This is a genomic window from Afipia sp. GAS231 (assembly GCF_900103365.1).
Classification (GTDB): domain Bacteria; phylum Pseudomonadota; class Alphaproteobacteria; order Rhizobiales; family Xanthobacteraceae; genus Bradyrhizobium.
Map to the genome: position 1 here is coordinate 581666 of NZ_LT629703.1, position 19997 is coordinate 601662.

Genomic DNA, 19997 nt, shown 5'->3' on the forward strand with positions numbered 1-19997 from the left:
TTGTCCTGACGCGTTTTCTTGACGCGAACCGGTGTCCACTTCGCTCGAAAACGCTTTAGCTAAACCAAAAACAACAAAAGCTTGAAAAATCGGGGATGGAATGATTGACGCTGCGACCGCGCCCAAGGAAGAAAAAGAAGCCGACCACCATCCGTATTTCCGGCCGAAAGACGCGGCGACGCTGATCCTGATCGATCGCTCCGGCGAGAAGCCGAAGGTGCTGGTCGGCAAGCGCCACGACAACGTGGTGTTCATGCCGGGCAAGTTCGTGTTTCCCGGCGGCCGCGTCGACAAATCAGACAACCGCGTCCCCGTTGCCGCCTCGATCACCAAGGAACTTGAAGCCAATCTGCTCAAGGGCAGTCCCAAGATCGCTGCGTCCCGCGCGCGTGCGCTCGCGGTCGCTGCGATCCGTGAAGCCTGCGAGGAAACCGGCCTCTGCCTCGGCCGCAAGGTCGACCAGAAGGTAACGCTCGAGGGCGCCTGGAAGCCGTTCAGCGACGCCGGCCTGTTGCCCGATCCGTCGAGCCTGTTCCTGATTGCGCGTGCGATCACTCCGCCCGGCCGCGTCCGCCGCTTCGACACCCGGTTCTTCACCGCCGATGCCTCCGCGATCACCCATCGCGTCGAGGGCGTGATTCATCCCGATGCCGAACTGGTGGAACTGGTCTGGGTCGAGATCGGCTCCAAGCCGCTGGCCGATCTACATGCCATGACCAAGAACGTCCTGAACGAACTCGACCGCCGCCTTGCCACCGGTCCCCTGCATCACGACGCGCCGGTGCCGTTCTTCCATTTCTACGGCGGCAAGATGCAGAAGGACGTGCTGGGGGCGTAGGCACTTCTGGTGAACAACGGGGCGCCGGGATACGACGCCTCCGCTTCCTGACCGTCGTTTAGATCGCAGCCGCTCCCCCATCGACGAACAATTCGACGCCGGCCACGTAACTCGAATCGTCGGAGGCAAGAAACAGCGCCGCCTTGGCGATTTCATCGGCCTCGCCGATGCGGCCGAGCGGCACCAGCGATTTCATGTAGTTCCGTACGTCGTCGTTGGCGAACACATCGAAGCCAGGCGTCTGGACCGGTCCGGGGCTTAGAACGTTGACCCGGATTTTTCGCGCCTTCAGATCCGCGGTCCAGCTCCGTGCGAACGAACGAATGGCGGCCTTGGTGGCACCATAGACGGTGGCGGCTTCGAAACCTTTTGAACCCGCGACGGAGCCGGTGAGGATGATCGAGCCGCCTTCACCCATCAGCGGCACCGCCTGCTGCACCGTGAAGATCACGCCTTTGACGTTGATGTTGAACATCTTGTCGTAGGCATCCTCGGTGATCGTCCCGAACGGCGTGAATTCGTAGATCCCGGCATTGGCGTACAGCACGTCGATGCGGCCCTTGGTGGCCTTCACCGTATCGAACAGCCGCGTGAGGTCGCCGACATCGGCGGCATCCGCCTGCACCGCCGTGGCGTTGGGGCCGATTTCCTTTACCGCTTTATCGAGTTCGGACTGGCGGCGGCCGGTGATGAACACGTGCGCGCCCTCTTCCGCGAACCGTTTCGCAGCGGCCAAGCCGATACCGGCGCTGCCGCCGGTGACGACTGCAATCTTTCCTTCAAGCTTCCCGATCATGACACTCTCCGTTGGATGAAGCGGCAGCGCCGCCTTACACAGGGGAAGATGCGCTTATTCATGATTTGGCGGTATTTGGCTTATTCTGATATTATTTATCCATTCGGATAAGCAGTCTCATCCTTTCAGCAACGCCGAAATTGCAAGATTCTTCTCGACGGTCCCGATGGCGCAACGGCGAACCGTCCCTATCTGTTCCCCAACAATAACAGCACGGAATGGGGCAGATGGCGAAGCGGCAACTCAAGCTCGGCGCATTCATGCGGCCGGTCTCTATCCACACCGGCGCGTGGCGCTACCCGGGCGCCTGGCCCGACGCCAATTTCAATTTCCCACATATCAAGAAACTGATCCAGAAGCTCGAAGCCGGCAAATTCGACGCCTTCTTCATGGCCGACCATCTGGCGGTATTGAACATGCCGGTCAACGCGCTCAAGCGCAGCCACACCGTCACTTCGTTTGAACCGTTCACGCTGCTGTCCGCGCTGGCCGGAGCCACCGAACATATCGGCCTGATCGCGACGGGATCGACCACATTCGACGAGCCCTATCATGTCGCCCGCCGCTTTGCCTCGCTCGATCATATCTCCGGCGGCCGCGCGGGGTGGAATATCGTCACCACCTCCAATCCGGACGCCGCGCTGAATTTCGGGCTCGACGACCATATGGAGCATGCCGAGCGCTACAAGCGCGCCCGCGAATTCTATGACGTGGTCACCGGTCTGTGGGATTCCTTTGCCGACGACGCCTTCGTGCGCGACGTCGAACAGGGGCTGTATTTCGATCCCGCCAAGATGCACGTGCTCGATCACAGGGGAAAATATCTCAGCGTGCGCGGGCCGCTCAATATCGCCCGCCCCATCCAGGGCTGGCCGCTGATCGTGCAGGCCGGCGCGTCCGAGGACGGCAAGCAGCTTGCGGCTGAAACGGCGGAGGCCGTGTTCACCGGCGGCGGCCCCCTCGCCGACAGCCAGAAGCTTTATGCCGATATCAAGGGCCGGATGGAAAAGATCGGTCGCGACCCTGAGCACCTGAAGATCCTGCCCGGCGCCTTCGTCGTGGTAGGCGACAGCGTCGACGAGGCCAAGGAGAAGCGCGCCAAGCTCGACAGCATGGTGCATTACGACTCAGCCATCGCCTCGCTGTCAGTGCAGCTCGGCACCGACGCCTCCGGCTTCGATCCCGACGGCCAGTTGCCGCCGATTCCCGAAACCAATGCCAGCAAGAGCGGCCGCCAGCGCCTGGTCGATGTTGCCGCCCGCGACAAGCTCACGGTACGCCAGCTCGCGCAGCGCGTCGGCGGTTATGGCGGGCTCTCGTTTGTCGGCACGCCCGTGACCATCGCCGACCAGATGGAGGAATGGCTGACCAGCCGCGGCAGCGACGGTTTCAACATCATGTTCCCGTTTCTGCCCGCGGGCCTGGACGATTTCGTCGACAAGGTCGTCCCGGAACTGCAGAAACGCGGGATTTTCCGTAAAGAATACGAAGGCAGGACGCTGCGCGAGAATTTGGGGCTGCCGAGGCCGAAAAACCGCTTCTTTGAGAGTTAACGCGCGTATTCCGCAAAACTGGGCACCGGTTTTGCGATCAGAATACGCGCAAAGGCATGGATTCTACCCGGAATCAGGCCGGTTTTTGCCCCGAAAACCTTGACTTTGGGCGGATCGAAGGTAGGTTGCGGCGCAAATGCAGGCCGATTTGGCCGGCGCCTGACACCCCCATTTTTGAGGTTTCGAACATGGCCAAAGCGGTCACCATCAAGGTCAAGCTCGTTTCCACGGCGGATACCGGCTTCTATTACGTCGCCAAGAAGAATTCGCGCACCATGACCGACAAGCTGGTCAAGAAGAAGTACGACCCGGTCGCGCGCAAGCACGTCGAGTTCAAGGAATCGAAGATCAAGTAAGACCGCTGGCACGGTACTGAGTTCAACGGGGCCTTGCGGCCCCGTTTTCATTTTGCGGCCCGCCACCTGAAAGGTGGCACCAGGACCCGCGCACTGTTATCCTCGCTCGGGAACCAGTTTCCGAACACCGTGTTGAGGTAAGCGATTCCGCCGCGCCGACTTGTGCCTCTCTGGAAGGCCCTGGGCATCGGGTTCACATGAGCGCAACCCTGGACGAGCGAAATGCCGGTGGCTACTCGGTCGCCTATGTGCGCGAAGACATCTACTTTCCCGTCTACATCAGTGCTGCGCTGGCTGCGATATTCTGCACGGCCGCCTGGATCACCGGCGCCATCTATTGGTTGTTACCTGCCGTGGCAGCGGCCGGCTTCACCTACTACAACATCCCCCTGCTGGAGACCGGGCGGCCGACCATCGGCGCCAATCAATATGGCATCTTCATCCAGGCCTTCGGATTGATACGCTGGCGGGCCATCGAGCGCATCGATGTCGTTCAGATCGCCGAGCGGGCGATGACGGTCCATGAGCTTCAGATTGTGCTCAACGCACCGCTCCGCAGCGCTCTCGTCGTCGATTGGCGCAAGCAGCCGATCTACCGCCTGCTGATGCGCCTACCTTGGCGCATGGACCACAATGGCGCCTTGCGGATCAGTCTGGAGCCGTTCGATCAGCCGCCGGATGTGATCCACCGAACATTCCTCAGGATGTGGCGCTTCTATCGGAGCTAGAGCGTTTTCGAGCGAAAGCCTGCCCCGGACTTGATCCGGGGTGGATGCCGGTTCGCGTAAAGAAAACGCGTCAAAACAAAAGACTAGAGCCCGGTTCTGATTCAATCAGAACCGAAAGGGCTCTAGACTAGCCCGTCGCGAGGTCTCGGGACAGGTTGGCACGGCGAAAGGCGCTCGGGCGTCCGTGGTATCGGCCCGATCCGCATTGTAACCTAGGTCTTCATTCAGCCGCCGAAGGCCTCATCGCGCAAATGCGCATCAGAGATCCGCGCTTCGGGATTATGCGTGATGGTCATGAACCAAACGAGGCTGAAGAACAGCGACCACGCAGTGTTCCAATAGAACCAGTTCATGTGATCTCCTCGCCGAGTGATCACCGCGAGCAGTAAAGTAGTTAGAACTGGCTGGACCCAACACCCCCATTGAGGTTTGGCCGCCTCGATCGTTTCCAGCCCGTTCAGGGGCAGCTTTTTTCCGCAACGGCCGGCGATGAACGCCGGCGCTGCAGGACGCTGCCTTGGCTCTACATTATTGCACGACTTCTCCGTGCAGCGCGAGGTCCAACCCTTCCCGCTCGATGTCTTGCGTCACGCGGAGACCGATGAACATCTTGACCACAAAAAGGATGATCAGGCTGACGACGGCGTCATAAACGAAAACGGTGGCCACGCCGATGCATTGGTTGAAGAACTGTCCAACGTTGCCCTCCAGAGCGCCTGGGGTTCCACCGTATTGCTCGACCGCGAACACCCCGGTCAGAAGCGCCCCGACGATGCCGCCGATCGCGTGAACACCGAAACAATCGAGCGCGTCGTCATAGCTGAACAGGCGCTTCAAGCCGGTGCACCCCCAGTAGCAGAAGACGCCTGCCGCGATTCCGATGGCGAAGGCGCCGACCGGCCCGACGAAGCCGGAAGCCGGCGTAATCGCGACAAGGCCGGCGACCGCGCCCGAGCAGATGCCGACGACGGTCGGCTTGCCCTTCAGCGCCCATTCCACCAGCATCCAGGTAAAGCCGGCAACTGCGGTAGCAATCTGGGTTACCAACATCGCCATTCCGGCTTGCATGCCCGCGGTCACGGCGGAGCCGGCGTTGAATCCGAACCAGCCAACCCACAGCAGGGAGGCGCCGATGAAGGTGAGCACCATGTTGTGCGCCGGCCCGGTTTCTTTCCGTTTGCCAAGCATGATCGCGCACATCAGCCCAGCAACACCGGCGTTGATATGCACGACAGTGCCGCCGGCGAAATCCAGCACTTTCACCCACGCGGCGTCGTTGCCGGCGGAGAAGATGCCGTCGGGTCCCCAGACCCAGTGCGCAATCGGCGCATAGACGAAAACCGCCCACAGGCCGATGAACCAGAGCATGGCCGAGAACTTCATCCGCTCGGCAAACGCGCCGGCGATCAACGCTGGCGTAATGATGGCGAACGTCATCTGAAAGCAGATGTACACGCTCTCAGGAATGGTCGCGGCGAGCGGATTGGGATTACCGATGCCTCCCTTGCCGATGTCGCTCAGGATGTCCTTCAGGAACATCCGATCCAGGCCCCCGATGAACGGCGAGCCGGCGCGAAACGCCATGCTGTAGGTAAAGAGCGCGAACAGAATGGTGACGAGGCAGGTGACGGCAAAGCTGGTCATCACCGTGTCGCCGACGTTCTTCTTGCGCACCATGCCACCATAGAACAGGCCGAGACCCGGAACGGTCATCATCAAGACGAGCGCGACCGACGTCAGCATCCATGCGGTATCGCCGGAGTTGGGTGTACACTTCTCGAGAATCTTGCCACCGCAGGCCGGCGGCCCCGCGTCTTCCGCGAGCGCGATGTCACCGAACAGCATGCAGAGAAGCGCAATCCCCAAGAGTGCAACCACGAAAGGCACGAGTCTTTGGCATGTGTATTTCCAGAGTCCCATCGTCTCTCTCCTCGTCACAACGGATGTCGGTGAAGGTTTACCCAGCCACTTTGTCGATCTCTCCCATGCGAATGCGAACGGCGCGCCATCAGCACGACGCGAAAATTGGTGTGCCCTTTAGTTTGTTTCTGAGACTGTCTTGAATGGCGCGCATGAACCGTCCGGTGCCTGGAGCCCGTTCGGTTCTGATTGAATCAGAACCGGGCTCTAGTCTTTTGTTTTGACGCGTTTTCTTTACGCGAACCGGCATCCACCCCGGATCAAGTCCGGGGCAGGCTTTCGCTCGAAAACGCTCTCGAGCGGCGACGGCAGGATCAACGCCGATTTTGGGCACAAGACTCGGGCTGCTCGACGTCGCGGCAACGTCGAGTTGAAATGGCTGGGGATTGGCGGCTGCCAGCCTCATGAACTACCTGCCTTCCCCTGACGTTCAGCCAGGGGCGGACGATGTCGATGACGTTTCCCAAAACCGATTCTTGTCCTTGATCAGACAAGATTCGTGCCATCGAAGGCATTCGATTAACCTAATGAATTATCATCGATTTCTGGCTTCCCGGGCGAAGGCGCTCTGGTTTTCTGCCGCTTTTAACGGCACGAACGCTTAAAACGCAGGCAGCACTTTCCGCTGCCTCATTTTAAGCTACCTCCCGGTCAGCCTTACGCCGTTCGCAACATCGGCGGACCGCTCGGCCGGATCAGCGCGAATGCGACCTGGATGATTCCACCGGCGAGGCCCAGCGCGACGCCGATGCGCCACGCCATGGTGTAGGAGCCGAGCTGGTCGTACAGCACCCCGCCGCCGAAGGCGCCGAGGAAGCTGCCGAGCTGATGGCTCATGAAGGCGAGCCCCTGGATCATCGCCTGCCATTTCAGGCCGAACATTTCGGCGACCGCCCCCGCCACCAGCGGCCCGACTCCCATCCACAGGAAGCCCATGATGGCGCCGAACAGCAACGTCGTCGCCGGCGTCGGCGGCAGCGCGAAATACCAGGCGAGCGCAATGGAACGGACGATGTAGATGCCGCCGAGCAGCGCGAGCTTGTTCCAGCGCTGGCCGGCCCAGCCGAAGAAGATGCTGCCGACCACGTTGAAGCCGCCGATCATGCCGAGCGTCTGCGCGCTCAGCATCGGATCCAGGCCGCAGATCGCCAGATAGGACGGCAGATGGGTGGTGAGGAAGACGAGCTGCATGCCGCAAACGAAATAGGCGCCGGTCATCACCACGAAGGACGGGTTGGCGAACGCGACCTTGACGGCGACGCCGGCCGAGGTGTTGCCGATGTCGTCCGACGCCGGCTTCGGCAGCGGAATCTTGTCGACGCCGCCGGCAAACCAGGCCGCCGGAATCATCGCCAGCGCCAGCACGACGAAACCGGCCAGGCCCACGCGCCAGCCATAGCCTTCGTTGAGAATCTGCCCGAGCGGCGCCGAGAGCAGCGCGCCAAGCGATCCCGCTCCTGACACCAGACCCATCACCGTGCTGCGTACCGTCGCCGGCACCGCGCGCGCTGCAACCGACATCGCAATCGCCGCCGCGGTGCAGGCCAGCGACATGCCGATCAGCACGCCGCCGCCGATCATGACGCTGAGAAAACCATGCGCACCCGCCATCAATGTGAGTCCGGCGATGTAGAACAACGACCCGATCACCATGATGCTGCGAAAGCCGTAACGCACCGTCAGTGCGCCGGCGAGCGGCTGCAGGAAACCCCAGGCAAGGTTTTGCACGGCGATCGCCAGCGTGAAGTCGGAGACCGAAATGCCGATGTCGTGCGTCAGCGGCTGCATGAAGATGCCGAGCGACTGCCGCAGCCCCATGCTGAGCGTCAGCATCAGCGAAGCGCCGATCAGGATAGGCAATGTGGGGCGCAGGACTTGCACTAGCGACATTGATCGCGGCATTGTTGTTGTTCTCCCTCGGGGCCGCGGCACGAAATCCGTGTCCTGCCTTTGCCGTCTGAAATGGGTACACAGACCTGTGTAACTAGGCTATAGAGTGGTCTTGCTGTCAAGACGAACGGACCTTGCGTATTCGCATGCCTCCCCCGCCCGCAAAACCATCAGTACCGAAACCGTCCATGCAAAAGCCTGCGATGCAAAAGCCTGCGATGAAGGACCGGATTCTCGAAACCGCAGACAGGCTGTTCTATTTGCAGGGGATCCGCGCGGTCGGCGTCGATACGATCGCGGCCGAAATCGGCATCAGCAAGCGGACGCTGTACAACCATTTTCCTTCCAAGGACGCGCTGATCTCGGCCTATCTGGCGCGCCGCTTCGTGGCGCCGCGGCCCTCGGAGAAACCACCCGCCGAACAGATTCTCGGCACCTTCGATTCGCTGGAGCGGCGGTTCTCGGCCAAGGACTTTCGCGGCTGCCCGTTCGTCAACGCGGTCGCCGAACTCGGCAGCGGGGACCGGTCGGTGCGCAGAATCGCGGTTGCCTTCAAGGAAAGCCGGAGGCTGTGGTTTCGCGATCTGCTCGTGCGGCTCGGTGTCGCCGATGCCGAGGGTCTGGCGACGCAGCTCACGCTGCTCGTCGACGGCTCGATCGCTCAGGACCTCGTCCGCGACGATCCCGCCATGGCGCGCGCCGCCAAGCAAGCCGCAACGGTGCTGCTGGAAAATGCCGGGGTAAAGATCGACAGCGGCGCGATCGCGCCGAAACCGCGGCCTGCGGCGAAAAGGCACAAAGCAGCATCAGCCGATTGAACCCCCTCACCGTCGTCCCTGCCTAGTGCGCAATTGCGCACGGGCGCAGGGACCCATACGCCGTGGCGTATCGGTAAGGCGATGTGGTAGTTACCTTCTGCAAAAATCAGCGCCGGTGGTTATGGGACCCTGCGTGCGCAGAGACGACGCCAGAATCGGCGGCAAAGGGAGTGACAATGGAAGACCTTAAAGTGACCGCAGGCGGTTACGACTTCAAGCCGGCCCGCGCGGCCATGCAGCGCTATGTCGACAACAACCTGCTGTCAGGCATTTCCTGGGCGGTCATGGTCGGCCGGGACCTGGTCGACGTGAACTGCGTCGGCTGGGCCGACAAGGAAGCGCAGACGCCGCTCCGCACCGATCACATTTTCCGGGTTTTCTCCAACACCAAGCTGATCACCTCCTGCGCGGCGCTGCTGCTGATGGAAGAAGGCAAATTTGCGCTCGACGATCCGATCGAGAAGTTTATTCCGCAGCTCGGAAATCGAAAGGTGTTACGACCAGGCGCGACCTCGCTTGACGATACCGAGCCGGCGAAGAGCTCGATCACCATCCGTCAGCTCCTGAGCCACAGCTCCGGCCTGAGCTACGGCTTTTTCGATCCCGGCACCGTCATCTTCAAGGCGCTCAACGATCGCGGCGTCCACAATCCCATGACCACGCTGGCGCAGATGGTCGACGTGCTGGCCGACCTGCCGCTGATCTATCAGCCGGGGACGTCCTGGGAATACTCGCTGGCGATCGACGTGGTGGCTCGGCTGGTCGAAGTCATCAGCGGCCAGAGCTTCGATGCGTTCATCAAGGCGCGGATTCTCGATCCGCTCGGCATGGTCGATACCGGCTTCGTCGTGCCGGTAAAGGATCAGGGACGGCTGGTGGCCTACTACGCCGGCGCCGACCTGATGAAGCCGATGGAGCCGGGCCTGACGCGGACCGACAACGCGCCCTTCCCCGGCGCCTATCTGCATCCTGTCGCGCGGCTCAATGGCGGTGGCGGCCTGGTCTCGACCATGCCCGACATGGTGGCGCTGATCCGCAGCCTGCTGCCCGGCGGCAAGACCCTGCTCAAGCCCGAGACGATCGCGCAGATGATGACCAACCAGTTGCCGGATGGTCAGTGGATACGCTTTGCCATGCTGGGAGAAATGCCTGGCCAGGCACACGGTCTGGCGGGCGGACTGATCCTGCAGCCTTCGCCGCTTCTGCATCCCGATGCGACCGGGGAGTTCTACTGGGGCGGCGTCGCCGGTACGCAATGGTGGATCTCGCCGAAGCGCAACATGGCCGGCGTGATGATGGCGCAGCGCCAGATGGCGTTCGTCCATCCGTTCTCGTTCGAGTTCAAGCGGCTGGCGTATGATGCGGTCAAGGAAGGCGCCCGGGCTGTGGCCTGACGTCACGACTGTCACATCCATAACGACTGTCATCCCCGCGAAGGCGGGTGATCCAGTATTCCAGAGACGGTTGTTACTAAACTGAGACGCCGCGGCGTACTGGATCCCCGCCTTCGCGGGGATGACATCCGATGGTGTTGCGGCTACGCCGCAGCCGAAACCACCCTATTCCGCCCGTCATGCTTGGCGCGGTACAGCGCGGTGTCGGCGCGCTTCAGCACGTCGGCGACCGGCTCGCCCTTGCGCTCCAGCGTCGTCAGGCCGATCGAGATCGTGACTTCGATGCGCTTCGCCCCCTTGTTGACGGCGAAGGTTTCGCCGGCGATCGAGCGGCGCAGCCGTTCCGCCACCATGCCGGCGACGTGAAGGTCGGTTTCCGGCATCACGATGACGAATTCCTCGCCGCCGTAGCGGCAGGCGAGGTCGATGCCGCGGATCGACTTGCGAATCCGCACCGCGAATTCGCGCAGCACGTCGTCGCCGGCGTCGTGGCCGTAATTGTCGTTGATGGCCTTGAAGAAATCGATGTCGAGGATCATCAGCGCCAGCGGCTTGCCGCGGCTCGAGGCCTGCTCGGCCAGCGTCGCCAGATGGCTTTCCATGTAGCGGCGGTTATGCAGGCCGGTCAGCGCGTCGGTGATCGCCATTTCGATCGAGTTCTGCACATTGTCGCGCAGATGATCCGTATAGCGCCGCTTGCGGATCTGGGTGCGCGCCCGCGCCAGCAGTTCGTTCTTGTCCACCGGACGCAGCAGGTAATCGTTGACGCCGATTTCGAGCCCGCGCAGCAGCCGCGCATTGTTGTCGGCGTCGGAGATCGCCAGAATTGGCATCTGGCGGGTGCGCTCCAGCGAGCGCGCCTGGCTGCACAGCCGCAGGCCGTCATAGTTCTCCAGGCTGAGCGAAACGATCAGCAGGTCGTAGTTGCCGTCGGCGGCGTGAAACAGCGCTTCCGCCGGATTGGTCTCGACATCGACGGTATGCTCGGCGGCAAGGAGCGGCGCCAGCCGCTCGTAGGACGACGGCCGGTCGTCGACCAGCAGAATGCGGCCGCCGACGCCCCTGTCGGCGACGGCGCTGCGCTCGGGCGCCTCCATGCCGATTTCCAGCGAGGTGATGGCGCGCATCCGCAGCTCGTCGGTCATCATCTTCAGCCGCGTCAAGGAACGGACGCGCGCGATCAGCACGACGTCCGACACCGGCTTGGTCAGGAAATCGTCGGCCCCGGCCTCGAGCCCGCGGACGCGATCGGCCGCGCTGTCCAGCGCCGTGATGATCACCACCGGAATGTAATGCGTGGCCGGGTTGGACTTCAGCCGGCGGCAGACCTCGAAACCGTCCATGTCGGGCATCATGACGTCGAGCAGGATGATGTCGCATTCGGCGCGCGAACAGATATCCAGCGCTTGCGCGCCGTTGGAAGCGGTCAACACGTCGAAATATTCGGCCGAAAGACGGGCTTCCAAGAGTTTGACGTTGGCGGGAACATCATCGACGACCAGAATACGCGCAGACATCGAAACTCACTCCTACCCGATAAAACGCCGTACCGTTTCAATAAACTTGCCGACCGAAATTGGTTTGGACAAATACGCCTCGCAACCGCCCTCGCGGATGCGTTCTTCGTCGCCCTTCATCGCAAACGCAGTCACCGCGACCACCGGAATGGCGCGCAGTTCCGGATCGTCCTTGATCCAGCGCGTCACTTCGAGGCCCGATACCTGCGGAAGCTGGATATCCATCAGGATCAGATCGGGGCGAAGCTTGCGCACGAGATCGAGCGCCTCGAACCCGTTGCTGGTGCCCGAGGTTTGATAGCCGTGCGCTTCCAACAGATCGCGAAAGAGCTTCATGTTGAGCTCGTTGTCTTCGACGATCAGGACGGTTTTGGCCATCCCGTCCCTCCCTTGTCCCAGAAACCCATCCGGCCTTTCGGTGTGTCCTGCACCGCCGCCGTCCCCTTGTCGAAAAGTGAAATCAAACTAGCGACAGATTCGCTCTAAGCCGTTAAATCCATGTGCCAACTTTGCGCGAAGCGGTTTCCACTTGCTTGAACACGTTCCGCAGACTCGGGCATGATGGTTTCAAAGTAGAGCCCATAAGTTAACGGAAAGGCAAACCGCCTGTTGAAAAAGCCTGTTCACAACCCCCGCGAAGTAGCTGAAATCGTTGCGATTCAGGCGCTGACCTTCGTCGCCGGCGATCCCGAGCGATTAGGGCTATTTCTGGCCGAAAGCGGTTTGGGCCCGGAGACACTGCGGACGGCTGCCGCCAATCCGCAATTTCTGGCTTCGGTGCTCGATTTCGTCATGCGCGATGACGCAACCGTAAAGGCGTTTGCCGACGCCTCGCAACTCGATCCCACCAACGTCGCCGCCGCCCGCCAGGTGCTTGGTGACCCGGACTGGGAGCGCGACGTGCCGTGAGCGCGTCAGCGCCGGCGCTTGACGGTCCGCGCTGCTTTTGCCGGGATTGCTTCGGCGACCTCGACATCAAGGCCATGAGATGCGGCAAATGCGGCTCGCCGCGGCTGGTCCGCCACCGGGCCCTGCCCTCGCTGACGCTCGCCCATATCGACTGCGACGCGTTCTACGCCACCGTCGAAAAGCGCGACAACCCCGAGATCGCCGACAAGCCCGTCATCATCGGCGGCGGCAAGCGCGGCGTGGTGTCGGCGGCCTGCTACATCTCGCGGACCTTTGGCGTGCGCTCGGCGATGCCGATGTTCAAGGCGCTGGACCTCTGCCCCCAGGCGGTGGTGATCCGGCCCGACATGGCCAAATACGTCCGCGTCGGCCGCGAAGTGCGCCACGCCATGCAGACGCTGACGCCGCTGGTCGAGCCGTTGTCGATCGACGAGGCGTTTCTCGACCTTTCCGGGACCCAGCGCGTCCACGGCATGATTCCGGCCAAGGTGCTGGCGCGCTTTGCCCGCGACGTCGAACGCGACATCGGCATCACCGTTTCGGTCGGCCTGTCCTGCAACAAGTTTCTGGCCAAGATCGCCTCCGACCTCGACAAGCCCAGGGGCTTTGCGGCGCTCGACCAGGACGAGGCGCGCGAGATGCTGGCCGACCGGCCGGTCGGCTTCATCTACGGCGTCGGACCCGCCACGCAGGAAAAACTGCTGCAACGGGGTTTTCGCACCATCGCCGACCTGCAGCGCGCCGACGAGGTCGACCTGATGAAGCAGTTCGGGACCGAAGGCCGCAGGCTGTGGCGGCTGGCGCGCGGCATCGACGACCGCCTGGTGGTGGCCGATCGCGGCGCCAAGACGATTTCGAATGAGACCACCTTCGAAAAGGACATCAAAGACTTTGCCACGCTGGAAAAAGTGCTGTGGCGGCTGTCGGAGAAAGTATCCTCGCGGCTCAAAAGCAGCGAACTTTCGGGCCTTACCGTTACGCTGAAATTGAAGACCGCCGACTTCCGTCAGCGCACCCGTTCACAATCGATCCAGACGCCGACACAGCTTGCGGCACGGATATTTGCGGTGTCGCGCGAGTTGCTGGCCAGGGAAATCGACGGCACCGCGTTTCGCCTGATCGGCACCGGCGTCAGCGCGTTGCGCCCGGGCGACCAGGCCGAAGATTCAGACATGCTCGACCGCCGCTCGGCCCATGCCGAACGCGCGATGGATAATCTGCGCAAGAAATTCGGCAATGCCGCCGTGATCCGGGGCATTGCGTATGAGGGGCCGGAGAAGGAAATCGAGGCGGAGGAGGATGAGGAGGAGGAGGAGGAGGAGGAGTGATCCTCCTCTTTGGTCATTCCGGGGCGCGCGTCAGCGCGAACCCGGAATCTCGAACTTCCGGGTTCGATGCTGCGCATCGCCCCGGAATGACGTTATTTACAGGGCTTGGAATCCTTGACGTCGAATTTGCCCATGGCGCCCGAGATGACAAAATCGTTGTAGTCGAGCACCAGCGCGCGGGAGACGCCGTTCTCGAACAGCTCGAACGACATCGCGTACACCGGCGTCTGCTCGCCGTCCTTGGACTTGGCGTCGCGGTCGTAATAGCTGACGGTGACCGGCCAGCGCGTCAGCGTTTTCATCTGGTCGTTGGCGGTGGACGGATCGGGCGACGCGATGTCGCGGGTGCCCGGGATCGGCTGCCCGATCACGGACAGCGTGTTGTAGACCTTCTCGCCGTTGTCGGAGCCGTCATAGACCGTCAGCTCCAGCACCGACTTGCCGGCGCGGGCCGCGGCGATGATGTGCTGGATCTGCTCGGTCGGGAACACGACATTGCCGTCGAGGTCGAACGTCTTCGCCGCCGGCTGCTTCAGCTTGACGGTGATGTGATCGCCGACCCGCTCGGCCACGCCGTCGACCGGCGCCGAGTCGGTATCGTTCATCCTGGTATCGATCTTGAAGCGGTAGCTCTTGCCGGCCGCGTCCTCCCACGAGGACGACCGCAAATCGCTCAGGGTCAGCTTGCCCTCGCCGCTGTCGAGTTCCGACACCTGGCGGAATTCCGAGGTGTATCCCTCACAGGAACTGCCGGAGAAATTGTAGAGGATCCGCCCGCGCGCGTTGCTGATGGCATTGGAGCCGCGCGACTTGACGAGGCTCAATTCGTACAGCGCCTGATGCGAGAGAAATGGCCCGCCGGCGGCGGCCACCGCGGGCACGTGCGCCATTCCGGATCCGAAGACCGCAGCAACGGAGAACACCAAAGCGCGGACCGGAATCGGGAGCGAGCTGGCCATGTTCTGTTTTTTCCTCGATGGGAGATTCGTCACATTAGTGACGGCTGTATTGCGTCGCAACTAGGGCGGCTTCACGAAAACGTTGTATTTTGACGCCGCCCTGCCACGTTTTTCAGCGATTTCGGCGCGATTTTCGGCACACGGGCGCCCGTTCGCCCTCGCTTGCAACGGATGCCGCGATGCGCGAAACAATGCGCCTGATCTGAGTTCAGAAACAGGCAAATCAAGCGGGGACGGAAACATGGCGGGTACGGTCGAACAAAAGCTGGCGGCACAAGGCATCACTCTGCCGGAACCCCGCGCCGCCATGGCCAACTACGTCGGCTTCGTCCGCACCGGCAATCTGCTGTTCGTTTCGGGCCAGGTTTGCGCTGACGGTGAAGGCAAGCTGATCGCCAAGGGCAAGTTAGGGGCCGGCGTCACGATCGAACAAGGCTATCACGCGGCAAAGGGTTGCGGCGTCAACCTGCTGGCGCAGGTCAAGGCGGCACTGGGGGATCTCGACAAGGTGGTGCGCGTGGTGCGGCTCGGCGGCTTCATCAACTCCGCGCCGGATTTCCTCGACGGTCCCAAGGTGCTGAACGGCGCTTCCGACCTAATGGTTGAGGCCTTCGGCGACAAGGGCCGCCATGCCCGCACCACCGTCGGCGTCGCCTCCCTGCCCTCCGACGCCGCCGTCGAAGTCGACGGCATCTTCGAGGTATCCTGAGCGGGGCCGCCGACGTGCGCGCCCCGGACTGGCTGACGGCGCGGCCGGTCGCTCACCGCGGCCTGCATGATGTCGCACGCGGCATCATCGAGAACATGCCGGCGGCGGCCGAGGCAGCGGCGCAAGCGAATTTCGCGATCGAATGCGACATCCAGCTCACCGCCGACGGCGAAGCGATGGTGCATCACGACGACGCACTCGGCCGCCTCACCGAAGGTTCCGGCGCGCTGCTCGGCAAGACCGCGGCCGAACTCAAGGCCGTCAAATTCAAGAATACCGACGAGCGGATGATGACGCTCGGCGATCTCTGCGCGCTGGTTGCCGGCCGCGTGCCGCTGGTGATCGAGGTGAAAAGTCATTTTAACGGCGACCGCCAACTGGTGAAGCGGATGGCCGAGGTGCTCGCCGGCTATTCCGGACCTGCGGTCGGCATGTCCTTTGATCCCGACCAGGTGCTGGCGCTCCGTGAGCTGATGCCCCAGCTACCGCGCGGCATCATCGCCGAGCACGACTATACCGAGGCCGACTGGCCGGAAGCGTCCGCCGAACAGCGCCGGGGCATGACGCATCTGCGCCATGCGTTGCGCACCCGTCCGCATTTCGTCGCCTACTGGGTCAACGACCTGCCCGCCGTGGCCCCCTGGATCGCCCGCAACATCTTCGGCCTGCCGCTGTTGACCTGGACCGTGCGCACGCCGGAACAGCGCGACCGCGCCGCGCGCTATGCCGACCAGATGATCTTTGAAGGCTTTCTGCCGGGAACCTGATCCGCTCGCCGCGGGCTTGAAGTCGTCGCTGCAATGCACGATCTTTCAGAGGGTTGGTCGCCATACGCGCCGGCTGATTGCACGATGGGACCGGTTGCGAATTCTCGATGGCGTCATCTGAAATCACCCTCGAAGCCGTCCCCGCCGCCAGCAACATCAAGGCTGAGGAGTGGGACGCCTGCGCCAACCCGCGGCCTGACCCCAACGCCATCGAAAATCTCGACACGCTCGCCTCACCCGGCGCACCAGGCTGCTCGACCGCCGGCTCAAGGTCCGGCTATAACCCCTTCGTTTCCCACGCCTTTTTCGCGGCCACCGAAGCCTCCGGCTCGGCCTGCGCGCGCACCGGCTGGGGTCCGCGACATCTCTTGGCCCGGCTCGACGGCGCCATCGTCGGCGTCGTGCCCTGCTATCTGAAATCGCACTCGCAAGGAGAATATGTCTTCGACCGCGGCTGGGCCGATGCCTATGAGCGCGCCGGCGGCCGCTATTATCCGAAACTGCAGGCGTCCGTGCCGTTCACACCGGCCACCGGGCCACGGCTCCTGATCCGCAGCGGCGTCGACCGCGAGCAGATCGGCTCGGCGCTGGCGAGCGGACTGATGGCGCTCTGCAACGCCACCAACGCTTCCTCCGTCCACGTCACCTTTGCGCCCGAAACCGAAGCGAAGTTTCTCGGCGAGCACGGTTTCCTGCAAAGGAACGACCAGCAGTTCCACTGGCACAACGAGGGCTACAAGACGTTTGACGATTTCCTCGCCACACTCAATTCGCGCCACCGCAAGGCGATCAAGCGCGAACGACGCGAGGCGCTGGCCTCCGACATCACCATCCACCGGCTGACCGGAGCCGATATCACCGAGGATGCGTGGGACGCGTTCTTCGCATTCTACATGGAGACCGGTTCGCGCAAATGGGGCCGGCCGTATCTCACCCGCAGCTTCTTCTCGCTGATCGGCGAGAGCATGAGCCGGGACGTGCTGCTGGTGATGGCCAAACGCAACGGCCGCTGGATTGCCGGCGCCATCAATTTCATCGGCTCCGATACGCTGTTCGGCCGCAACTGGGGCGCGGTCGAGCACCACCCGTTCCTGCATTTCGAAGTCTGCTATTATCAGGCCATCGAGTTTGCGATCGAACGCGGCCTGAAAACGGTGGAAGCCGGCGCGCAAGGCGAGCACAAGCTGGCGCGCGGCTACCTGCCGCAAACCACCTACTCCGCGCATTACATCGCCGACCCCGACCTGCGGCGGGCGATCGCGGATTACCTCAAGCGCGAACGCGCCTATGTGGCCGAGGTCGGACGCGAGCTGACCGAGGCCGGGCCGTTCCGCAAGGCGGTCGACGAGGCCTGACCTGCTCTGCTACCGAAACGACACCGAGACGAAGCGTGCTGAGACGAAACGTGAAGGGAAGACGCCATGACCGCCTATGACACCAACAACATCTTCGCAAAAATCCTGCGCGGCGAGTTTCCTTGCCAAAAGGTCTATGAAGACGAGCACGTGCTGGCCTTCCTCGACATCATGCCGCGCGCGCCCGGCCACACGCTGGTGATCCCAAAAGCCCCCGCCCGCAACATCCTCGACATCAAGCCGGACGACTATGCCCACGTCGCGCGCGGCGCCCACAAGATCGCTGCCGCCGCGATGAAGGCCTTCAAGGCTGACGGCATCACCGTACAGCAGTTCAACGAAGTCGCCGGCGGACAGGTCGTGTTCCACCTGCACATGCACGTGATGCCGCGCCATGACGGCGTCGCGCTGTTGCCGCCGGCCAGCCGCAAGGAAGATGTCAAGGTGCTGGAAGACAACGCGACCAAGCTGATCGCGGCGCTGGGTGGGTAAATCTAGCTCAGCCGTCACCCTGAGGTGCGCGCCTTTGCGCGCCTCGAAGGGCGACGGCGTGGCACATCCTTCGAGGCTCGCCGAAGAGGCTCGCACCTCAGGATGACGGACGTCCTCGCGAGACGAGAAAAGGCCAAGTCACTCCGTCTCGAAATCCCCCGCCTGCGGCGGCGCCAGCGGCGTGAATTCGCAGCGGTCGGGCTTCAGATCCAACAGCGGCGTCTCGTCGAGGCAATCGAGGCCGCGCACCAGGATCACATTGCCTTCGATCCCGACCAGCTTGACGATCGAGGTCGCGATCGGATTGGGCCGCACCGGCGAGCGCAGCGAGAACGTGCCGCGGGTTTTCTGGTTGTTCTTCGGGCTCTGCAGCACCAGGTCGCGTCGCGACAGATGCAACCAGTAGATCACTTCGAGATTCGAATAGAAATCGACGCCCTTGATCGCCGGCACCCAGGGCTCGAAAATCTCGAGCCGGCAGACCGGGCCATCGTGGCGGCCCTGCCGCGGCGTCTCCAGGCGCGAGGTCCACGGCGTGCGGATGCGGCCGATGAAGACGAGGCCGGCATCGCGGGCCGGCGGCATATCGACGGTGAGTTCGCCGTCGCGGATTTCACTTTCCCGTACCATTTCGTTCTTAATCCAGTGAGATGTTGAGGGCCTTTATCACGGCGGCCCACCGCGCGCGATCGGTTGTGACGAATTTGTCGATCTCGGCCTGGCTCTTCGGGCGCAGCGGCGTGAACCCGACCTTGTCCAGCGAAGCGCGGAACGTGTCATCGCTCAAAGCGCGGTCGAGGCTGGCTTTCAATTTTTGGACGACATCGTCAGGCACTTTGGACGGCGCGGCAACGCCGTACCAGACGCTGACGGCATAATCGGGATAGCCGCTCTCGGCCATGGTCGGCACGTCGGGTAATTCAGCGATACGCTGTGCCGAACTGACCGCAAGCGGCCGCAGCAATCCACCCTTGACCGGCGGGAGCGCGGTGCCGAGCGTGTCGAACATCAACTGGATGTTGCCGGAAAGCAGATCTTGCAGCGCCGGACCTGCGCCCTTGTAGGCGACATGAACCATGTCGACGCCGGCCATCTGCTTGAACATCTCGCCGGCGAGATGGGTAGTGCCGCCGGTGCCGGCCGATCCGAAATTGAGTTTGCCGGGATTTTGCCTGGCGTAGGCCACGAATTCCGCAACCGTCTTGGCCGGCACCGAGGGATGAACCTCCATCAGAACCGGCAGATCGGTGATGACGGCCAGCATCCGGAAATCCCTGTCGGGATCATAGGGCAGCTTCTTGTAGAGCTGCGGATTGAGCACGAACAGCGAGGCCGCCGTGAAGAACAGCGTGTAGCCATCGGGTTCGGAGCGCGCCGCGGCTTCGGCGCCGATCGCCCCCTGCGCGCCGGCCTTGTTCTCGACCACCACGGTCTGCTTGAGGTCGCGGCCGAGATAGTCGCCGATCATGCGGCCGAGCACGTCGGTCGGTCCACCCGCGGCATAGGGCACGATCAGCTTGATCGGGCGGCTCGGATATTCCGCCGCCTGGCCGTGCGGCGCGGCCAGAACGAGACCGCAGACCAGAGCCGAAAAAATGCGCCACTTCATGCGTTTCCCCAAAATTCTCTTATGCGCCGGACACTAGAGCTTTTTCCGTTCCGATGGAA

The 19997-nt window shown here is 62.6% G+C and carries 21 protein-coding genes; 12 read left to right on the forward strand and 9 right to left on the reverse strand.

Annotation, left to right across the window (positions count from 1 at the left end; translation table 11 throughout):
- Positions 1–100 precede the first annotated feature (100 nt).
- Positions 101–838 carry an NUDIX domain-containing protein gene (locus tag BLS26_RS02760; RefSeq protein WP_092508220.1) on the forward strand — a complete coding sequence of 246 codons (738 nt, stop codon included), beginning with the start codon at positions 101–103 and terminating at the stop codon, positions 836–838.
- 58 nt (positions 839–896) lie between these two features.
- On the opposite strand, the gene BLS26_RS02765 is transcribed toward BLS26_RS02760, so the two are convergent.
- On the reverse strand, positions 897–1631 hold the full coding sequence (locus BLS26_RS02765) for an SDR family NAD(P)-dependent oxidoreductase (RefSeq protein WP_172804768.1): 735 nt from the start codon (positions 1629–1631) through the stop codon (positions 897–899).
- 230 nt (positions 1632–1861) lie between these two features.
- Between BLS26_RS02765 and BLS26_RS02770 the strand changes: the two genes are divergently transcribed.
- From BLS26_RS02770 to BLS26_RS02780, 3 genes are all read left to right on the forward strand, one after another.
- The gene (locus BLS26_RS02770) at positions 1862–3187 is read left to right on the forward strand and encodes an LLM class flavin-dependent oxidoreductase (RefSeq protein WP_092508224.1); all 1326 of its coding nucleotides are present in this window, start codon (positions 1862–1864) and stop codon (positions 3185–3187) included.
- Between the two features lie 188 nt (positions 3188–3375).
- Positions 3376–3543, forward strand: a complete 168-nt coding sequence (gene rpmG / locus BLS26_RS02775; protein WP_027537094.1) for a 50S ribosomal protein L33 — start codon at positions 3376–3378, stop codon at positions 3541–3543.
- Positions 3544–3740: 197 nt separating this feature from the next.
- The gene (locus tag BLS26_RS02780) at positions 3741–4271 is read left to right on the forward strand and encodes a hypothetical protein (RefSeq protein ID WP_092508226.1); all 531 of its coding nucleotides are present in this window, start codon (positions 3741–3743) and stop codon (positions 4269–4271) included.
- Between the two features lie 224 nt (positions 4272–4495).
- Here BLS26_RS02780 and BLS26_RS37020 read toward each other — a convergent pair whose 3' ends face one another.
- The 3 genes from BLS26_RS37020 to BLS26_RS02790 form a co-directional block, all read right to left on the reverse strand.
- Complete coding sequence (locus BLS26_RS37020; RefSeq protein ID WP_256379186.1) at positions 4496–4624, reverse strand: hypothetical protein; 129 nt, start codon at positions 4622–4624, stop codon at positions 4496–4498.
- Positions 4625–4799: 175 nt separating this feature from the next.
- Complete coding sequence (locus BLS26_RS02785) at positions 4800–6116, reverse strand: ammonium transporter (RefSeq protein ID WP_371360773.1); 1317 nt, start codon at positions 6114–6116, stop codon at positions 4800–4802.
- Positions 6117–6848: 732 nt separating this feature from the next.
- A complete protein-coding gene (locus BLS26_RS02790) occupies positions 6849–8081 on the reverse strand; it encodes an MFS transporter (protein WP_092508230.1) in 1233 nt (410 codons plus the stop codon).
- Between the two features lie 218 nt (positions 8082–8299).
- Between BLS26_RS02790 and BLS26_RS02795 the strand changes: the two genes are divergently transcribed.
- Both BLS26_RS02795 and BLS26_RS02800 read left to right on the forward strand, forming a co-directional pair.
- A complete protein-coding gene (locus tag BLS26_RS02795; RefSeq protein ID WP_172804769.1) occupies positions 8300–8899 on the forward strand; it encodes a TetR/AcrR family transcriptional regulator in 600 nt (199 codons plus the stop codon).
- Between the two features lie 176 nt (positions 8900–9075).
- On the forward strand, positions 9076–10293 hold the full coding sequence (locus BLS26_RS02800) for a serine hydrolase (protein WP_092508234.1): 1218 nt from the start codon (positions 9076–9078) through the stop codon (positions 10291–10293).
- A gap of 143 nt (positions 10294–10436) precedes the next feature.
- On the opposite strand, the gene BLS26_RS02805 is transcribed toward BLS26_RS02800, so the two are convergent.
- Together BLS26_RS02805 and BLS26_RS02810 are read right to left on the reverse strand one after the other, a co-directional pair.
- Complete coding sequence (locus tag BLS26_RS02805) at positions 10437–11810, reverse strand: PleD family two-component system response regulator (RefSeq protein WP_092508236.1); 1374 nt, start codon at positions 11808–11810, stop codon at positions 10437–10439.
- 12 nt (positions 11811–11822) lie between these two features.
- A complete protein-coding gene (locus BLS26_RS02810) occupies positions 11823–12188 on the reverse strand; it encodes a response regulator (RefSeq protein ID WP_027538546.1) in 366 nt (121 codons plus the stop codon).
- Positions 12189–12419: 231 nt separating this feature from the next.
- Between BLS26_RS02810 and BLS26_RS02815 the strand changes: the two genes are divergently transcribed.
- Positions 12420–12719 carry a DUF3572 domain-containing protein gene (locus tag BLS26_RS02815; RefSeq protein WP_092508238.1) on the forward strand — a complete coding sequence of 100 codons (300 nt, stop codon included), beginning with the start codon at positions 12420–12422 and terminating at the stop codon, positions 12717–12719.
- Entirely contained in the window at positions 12716–14047 is a 1332-nt protein-coding gene (locus BLS26_RS02820; RefSeq protein WP_092508240.1) for a DNA polymerase IV, read from the forward strand. The genes BLS26_RS02815 and BLS26_RS02820 overlap by 4 nt, the downstream gene beginning before the upstream one ends.
- Before the next feature lie 92 nt (positions 14048–14139).
- Here BLS26_RS02820 and BLS26_RS02825 read toward each other — a convergent pair whose 3' ends face one another.
- Positions 14140–15006, reverse strand: coding sequence for a cell envelope integrity EipB family protein (locus BLS26_RS02825; protein ID WP_092508242.1), 867 nt, complete (start codon positions 15004–15006; stop codon positions 14140–14142).
- 241 nt (positions 15007–15247) lie between these two features.
- On the opposite strand from BLS26_RS02825, the gene BLS26_RS02830 reads away from it, so the two are divergent.
- The 4 genes from BLS26_RS02830 to BLS26_RS02845 all read left to right on the forward strand — a co-directional run bounded on the left by BLS26_RS02830 (position 15248) and on the right by BLS26_RS02845 (position 18329).
- Positions 15248–15715: a RidA family protein gene (locus BLS26_RS02830; RefSeq protein WP_092508244.1), complete on the forward strand. Its 468-nt coding sequence runs from the start codon at positions 15248–15250 to the stop codon at positions 15713–15715.
- A gap of 14 nt (positions 15716–15729) precedes the next feature.
- Positions 15730–16482: a glycerophosphodiester phosphodiesterase gene (locus tag BLS26_RS02835; RefSeq protein WP_092508246.1), complete on the forward strand. Its 753-nt coding sequence runs from the start codon at positions 15730–15732 to the stop codon at positions 16480–16482.
- A 107-nt stretch (positions 16483–16589) separates the two neighbouring features.
- Entirely contained in the window at positions 16590–17837 is a 1248-nt protein-coding gene (locus tag BLS26_RS02840) for a GNAT family N-acetyltransferase (protein WP_092508248.1), read from the forward strand.
- Between the two features lie 66 nt (positions 17838–17903).
- Complete coding sequence (locus BLS26_RS02845; RefSeq protein ID WP_092508250.1) at positions 17904–18329, forward strand: HIT domain-containing protein; 426 nt, start codon at positions 17904–17906, stop codon at positions 18327–18329.
- A gap of 138 nt (positions 18330–18467) precedes the next feature.
- Here BLS26_RS02845 and tsaA read toward each other — a convergent pair whose 3' ends face one another.
- Together tsaA and BLS26_RS02855 are read right to left on the reverse strand one after the other, a co-directional pair.
- Complete coding sequence (tsaA, locus tag BLS26_RS02850; protein ID WP_092508252.1) at positions 18468–18959, reverse strand: tRNA (N6-threonylcarbamoyladenosine(37)-N6)-methyltransferase TrmO; 492 nt, start codon at positions 18957–18959, stop codon at positions 18468–18470.
- Positions 18960–18966: 7 nt separating this feature from the next.
- Entirely contained in the window at positions 18967–19938 is a 972-nt protein-coding gene (locus BLS26_RS02855) for a tripartite tricarboxylate transporter substrate binding protein (RefSeq protein WP_092508254.1), read from the reverse strand.
- Positions 19939–19997 lie beyond the last annotated feature (59 nt).

Coding starts and splice junctions, on each gene's coding strand:
- BLS26_RS02760 (WP_092508220.1), top strand. CDS start 101: ATGATTGACGCTGCGACCGCGCCCAAGGAAGAAAAAGAAGCCGACCAC.
- BLS26_RS02770 (WP_092508224.1), top strand. CDS start 1,862: ATGGCGAAGCGGCAACTCAAGCTCGGCGCATTCATGCGGCCGGTCTCT.
- rpmG (WP_027537094.1), top strand. CDS start 3,376: ATGGCCAAAGCGGTCACCATCAAGGTCAAGCTCGTTTCCACGGCGGAT.
- BLS26_RS02780 (WP_092508226.1), top strand. CDS start 3,741: ATGAGCGCAACCCTGGACGAGCGAAATGCCGGTGGCTACTCGGTCGCC.
- BLS26_RS37020 (WP_256379186.1), bottom strand. CDS start 4,624: ATGAACTGGTTCTATTGGAACACTGCGTGGTCGCTGTTCTTCAGCCTC.
- BLS26_RS02785 (WP_371360773.1), bottom strand. CDS start 6,116: ATGCTGTTCGGTGACATCGCGCTCGCGGAAGACGCGGGGCCGCCGGCC.
- BLS26_RS02790 (WP_092508230.1), bottom strand. CDS start 8,081: ATGTCGCTAGTGCAAGTCCTGCGCCCCACATTGCCTATCCTGATCGGC.
- BLS26_RS02795 (WP_172804769.1), top strand. CDS start 8,300: ATGAAGGACCGGATTCTCGAAACCGCAGACAGGCTGTTCTATTTGCAG.
- BLS26_RS02800 (WP_092508234.1), top strand. CDS start 9,076: ATGGAAGACCTTAAAGTGACCGCAGGCGGTTACGACTTCAAGCCGGCC.
- BLS26_RS02805 (WP_092508236.1), bottom strand. CDS start 11,810: ATGTCTGCGCGTATTCTGGTCGTCGATGATGTTCCCGCCAACGTCAAA.
- BLS26_RS02810 (WP_027538546.1), bottom strand. CDS start 12,188: ATGGCCAAAACCGTCCTGATCGTCGAAGACAACGAGCTCAACATGAAG.
- BLS26_RS02825 (WP_092508242.1), bottom strand. CDS start 15,006: ATGGCCAGCTCGCTCCCGATTCCGGTCCGCGCTTTGGTGTTCTCCGTT.
- BLS26_RS02830 (WP_092508244.1), top strand. CDS start 15,248: ATGGCGGGTACGGTCGAACAAAAGCTGGCGGCACAAGGCATCACTCTG.
- BLS26_RS02840 (WP_092508248.1), top strand. CDS start 16,590: ATGGCGTCATCTGAAATCACCCTCGAAGCCGTCCCCGCCGCCAGCAAC.
- BLS26_RS02845 (WP_092508250.1), top strand. CDS start 17,904: ATGACCGCCTATGACACCAACAACATCTTCGCAAAAATCCTGCGCGGC.
- tsaA (WP_092508252.1), bottom strand. CDS start 18,959: ATGGTACGGGAAAGTGAAATCCGCGACGGCGAACTCACCGTCGATATG.
- BLS26_RS02855 (WP_092508254.1), bottom strand. CDS start 19,938: ATGAAGTGGCGCATTTTTTCGGCTCTGGTCTGCGGTCTCGTTCTGGCC.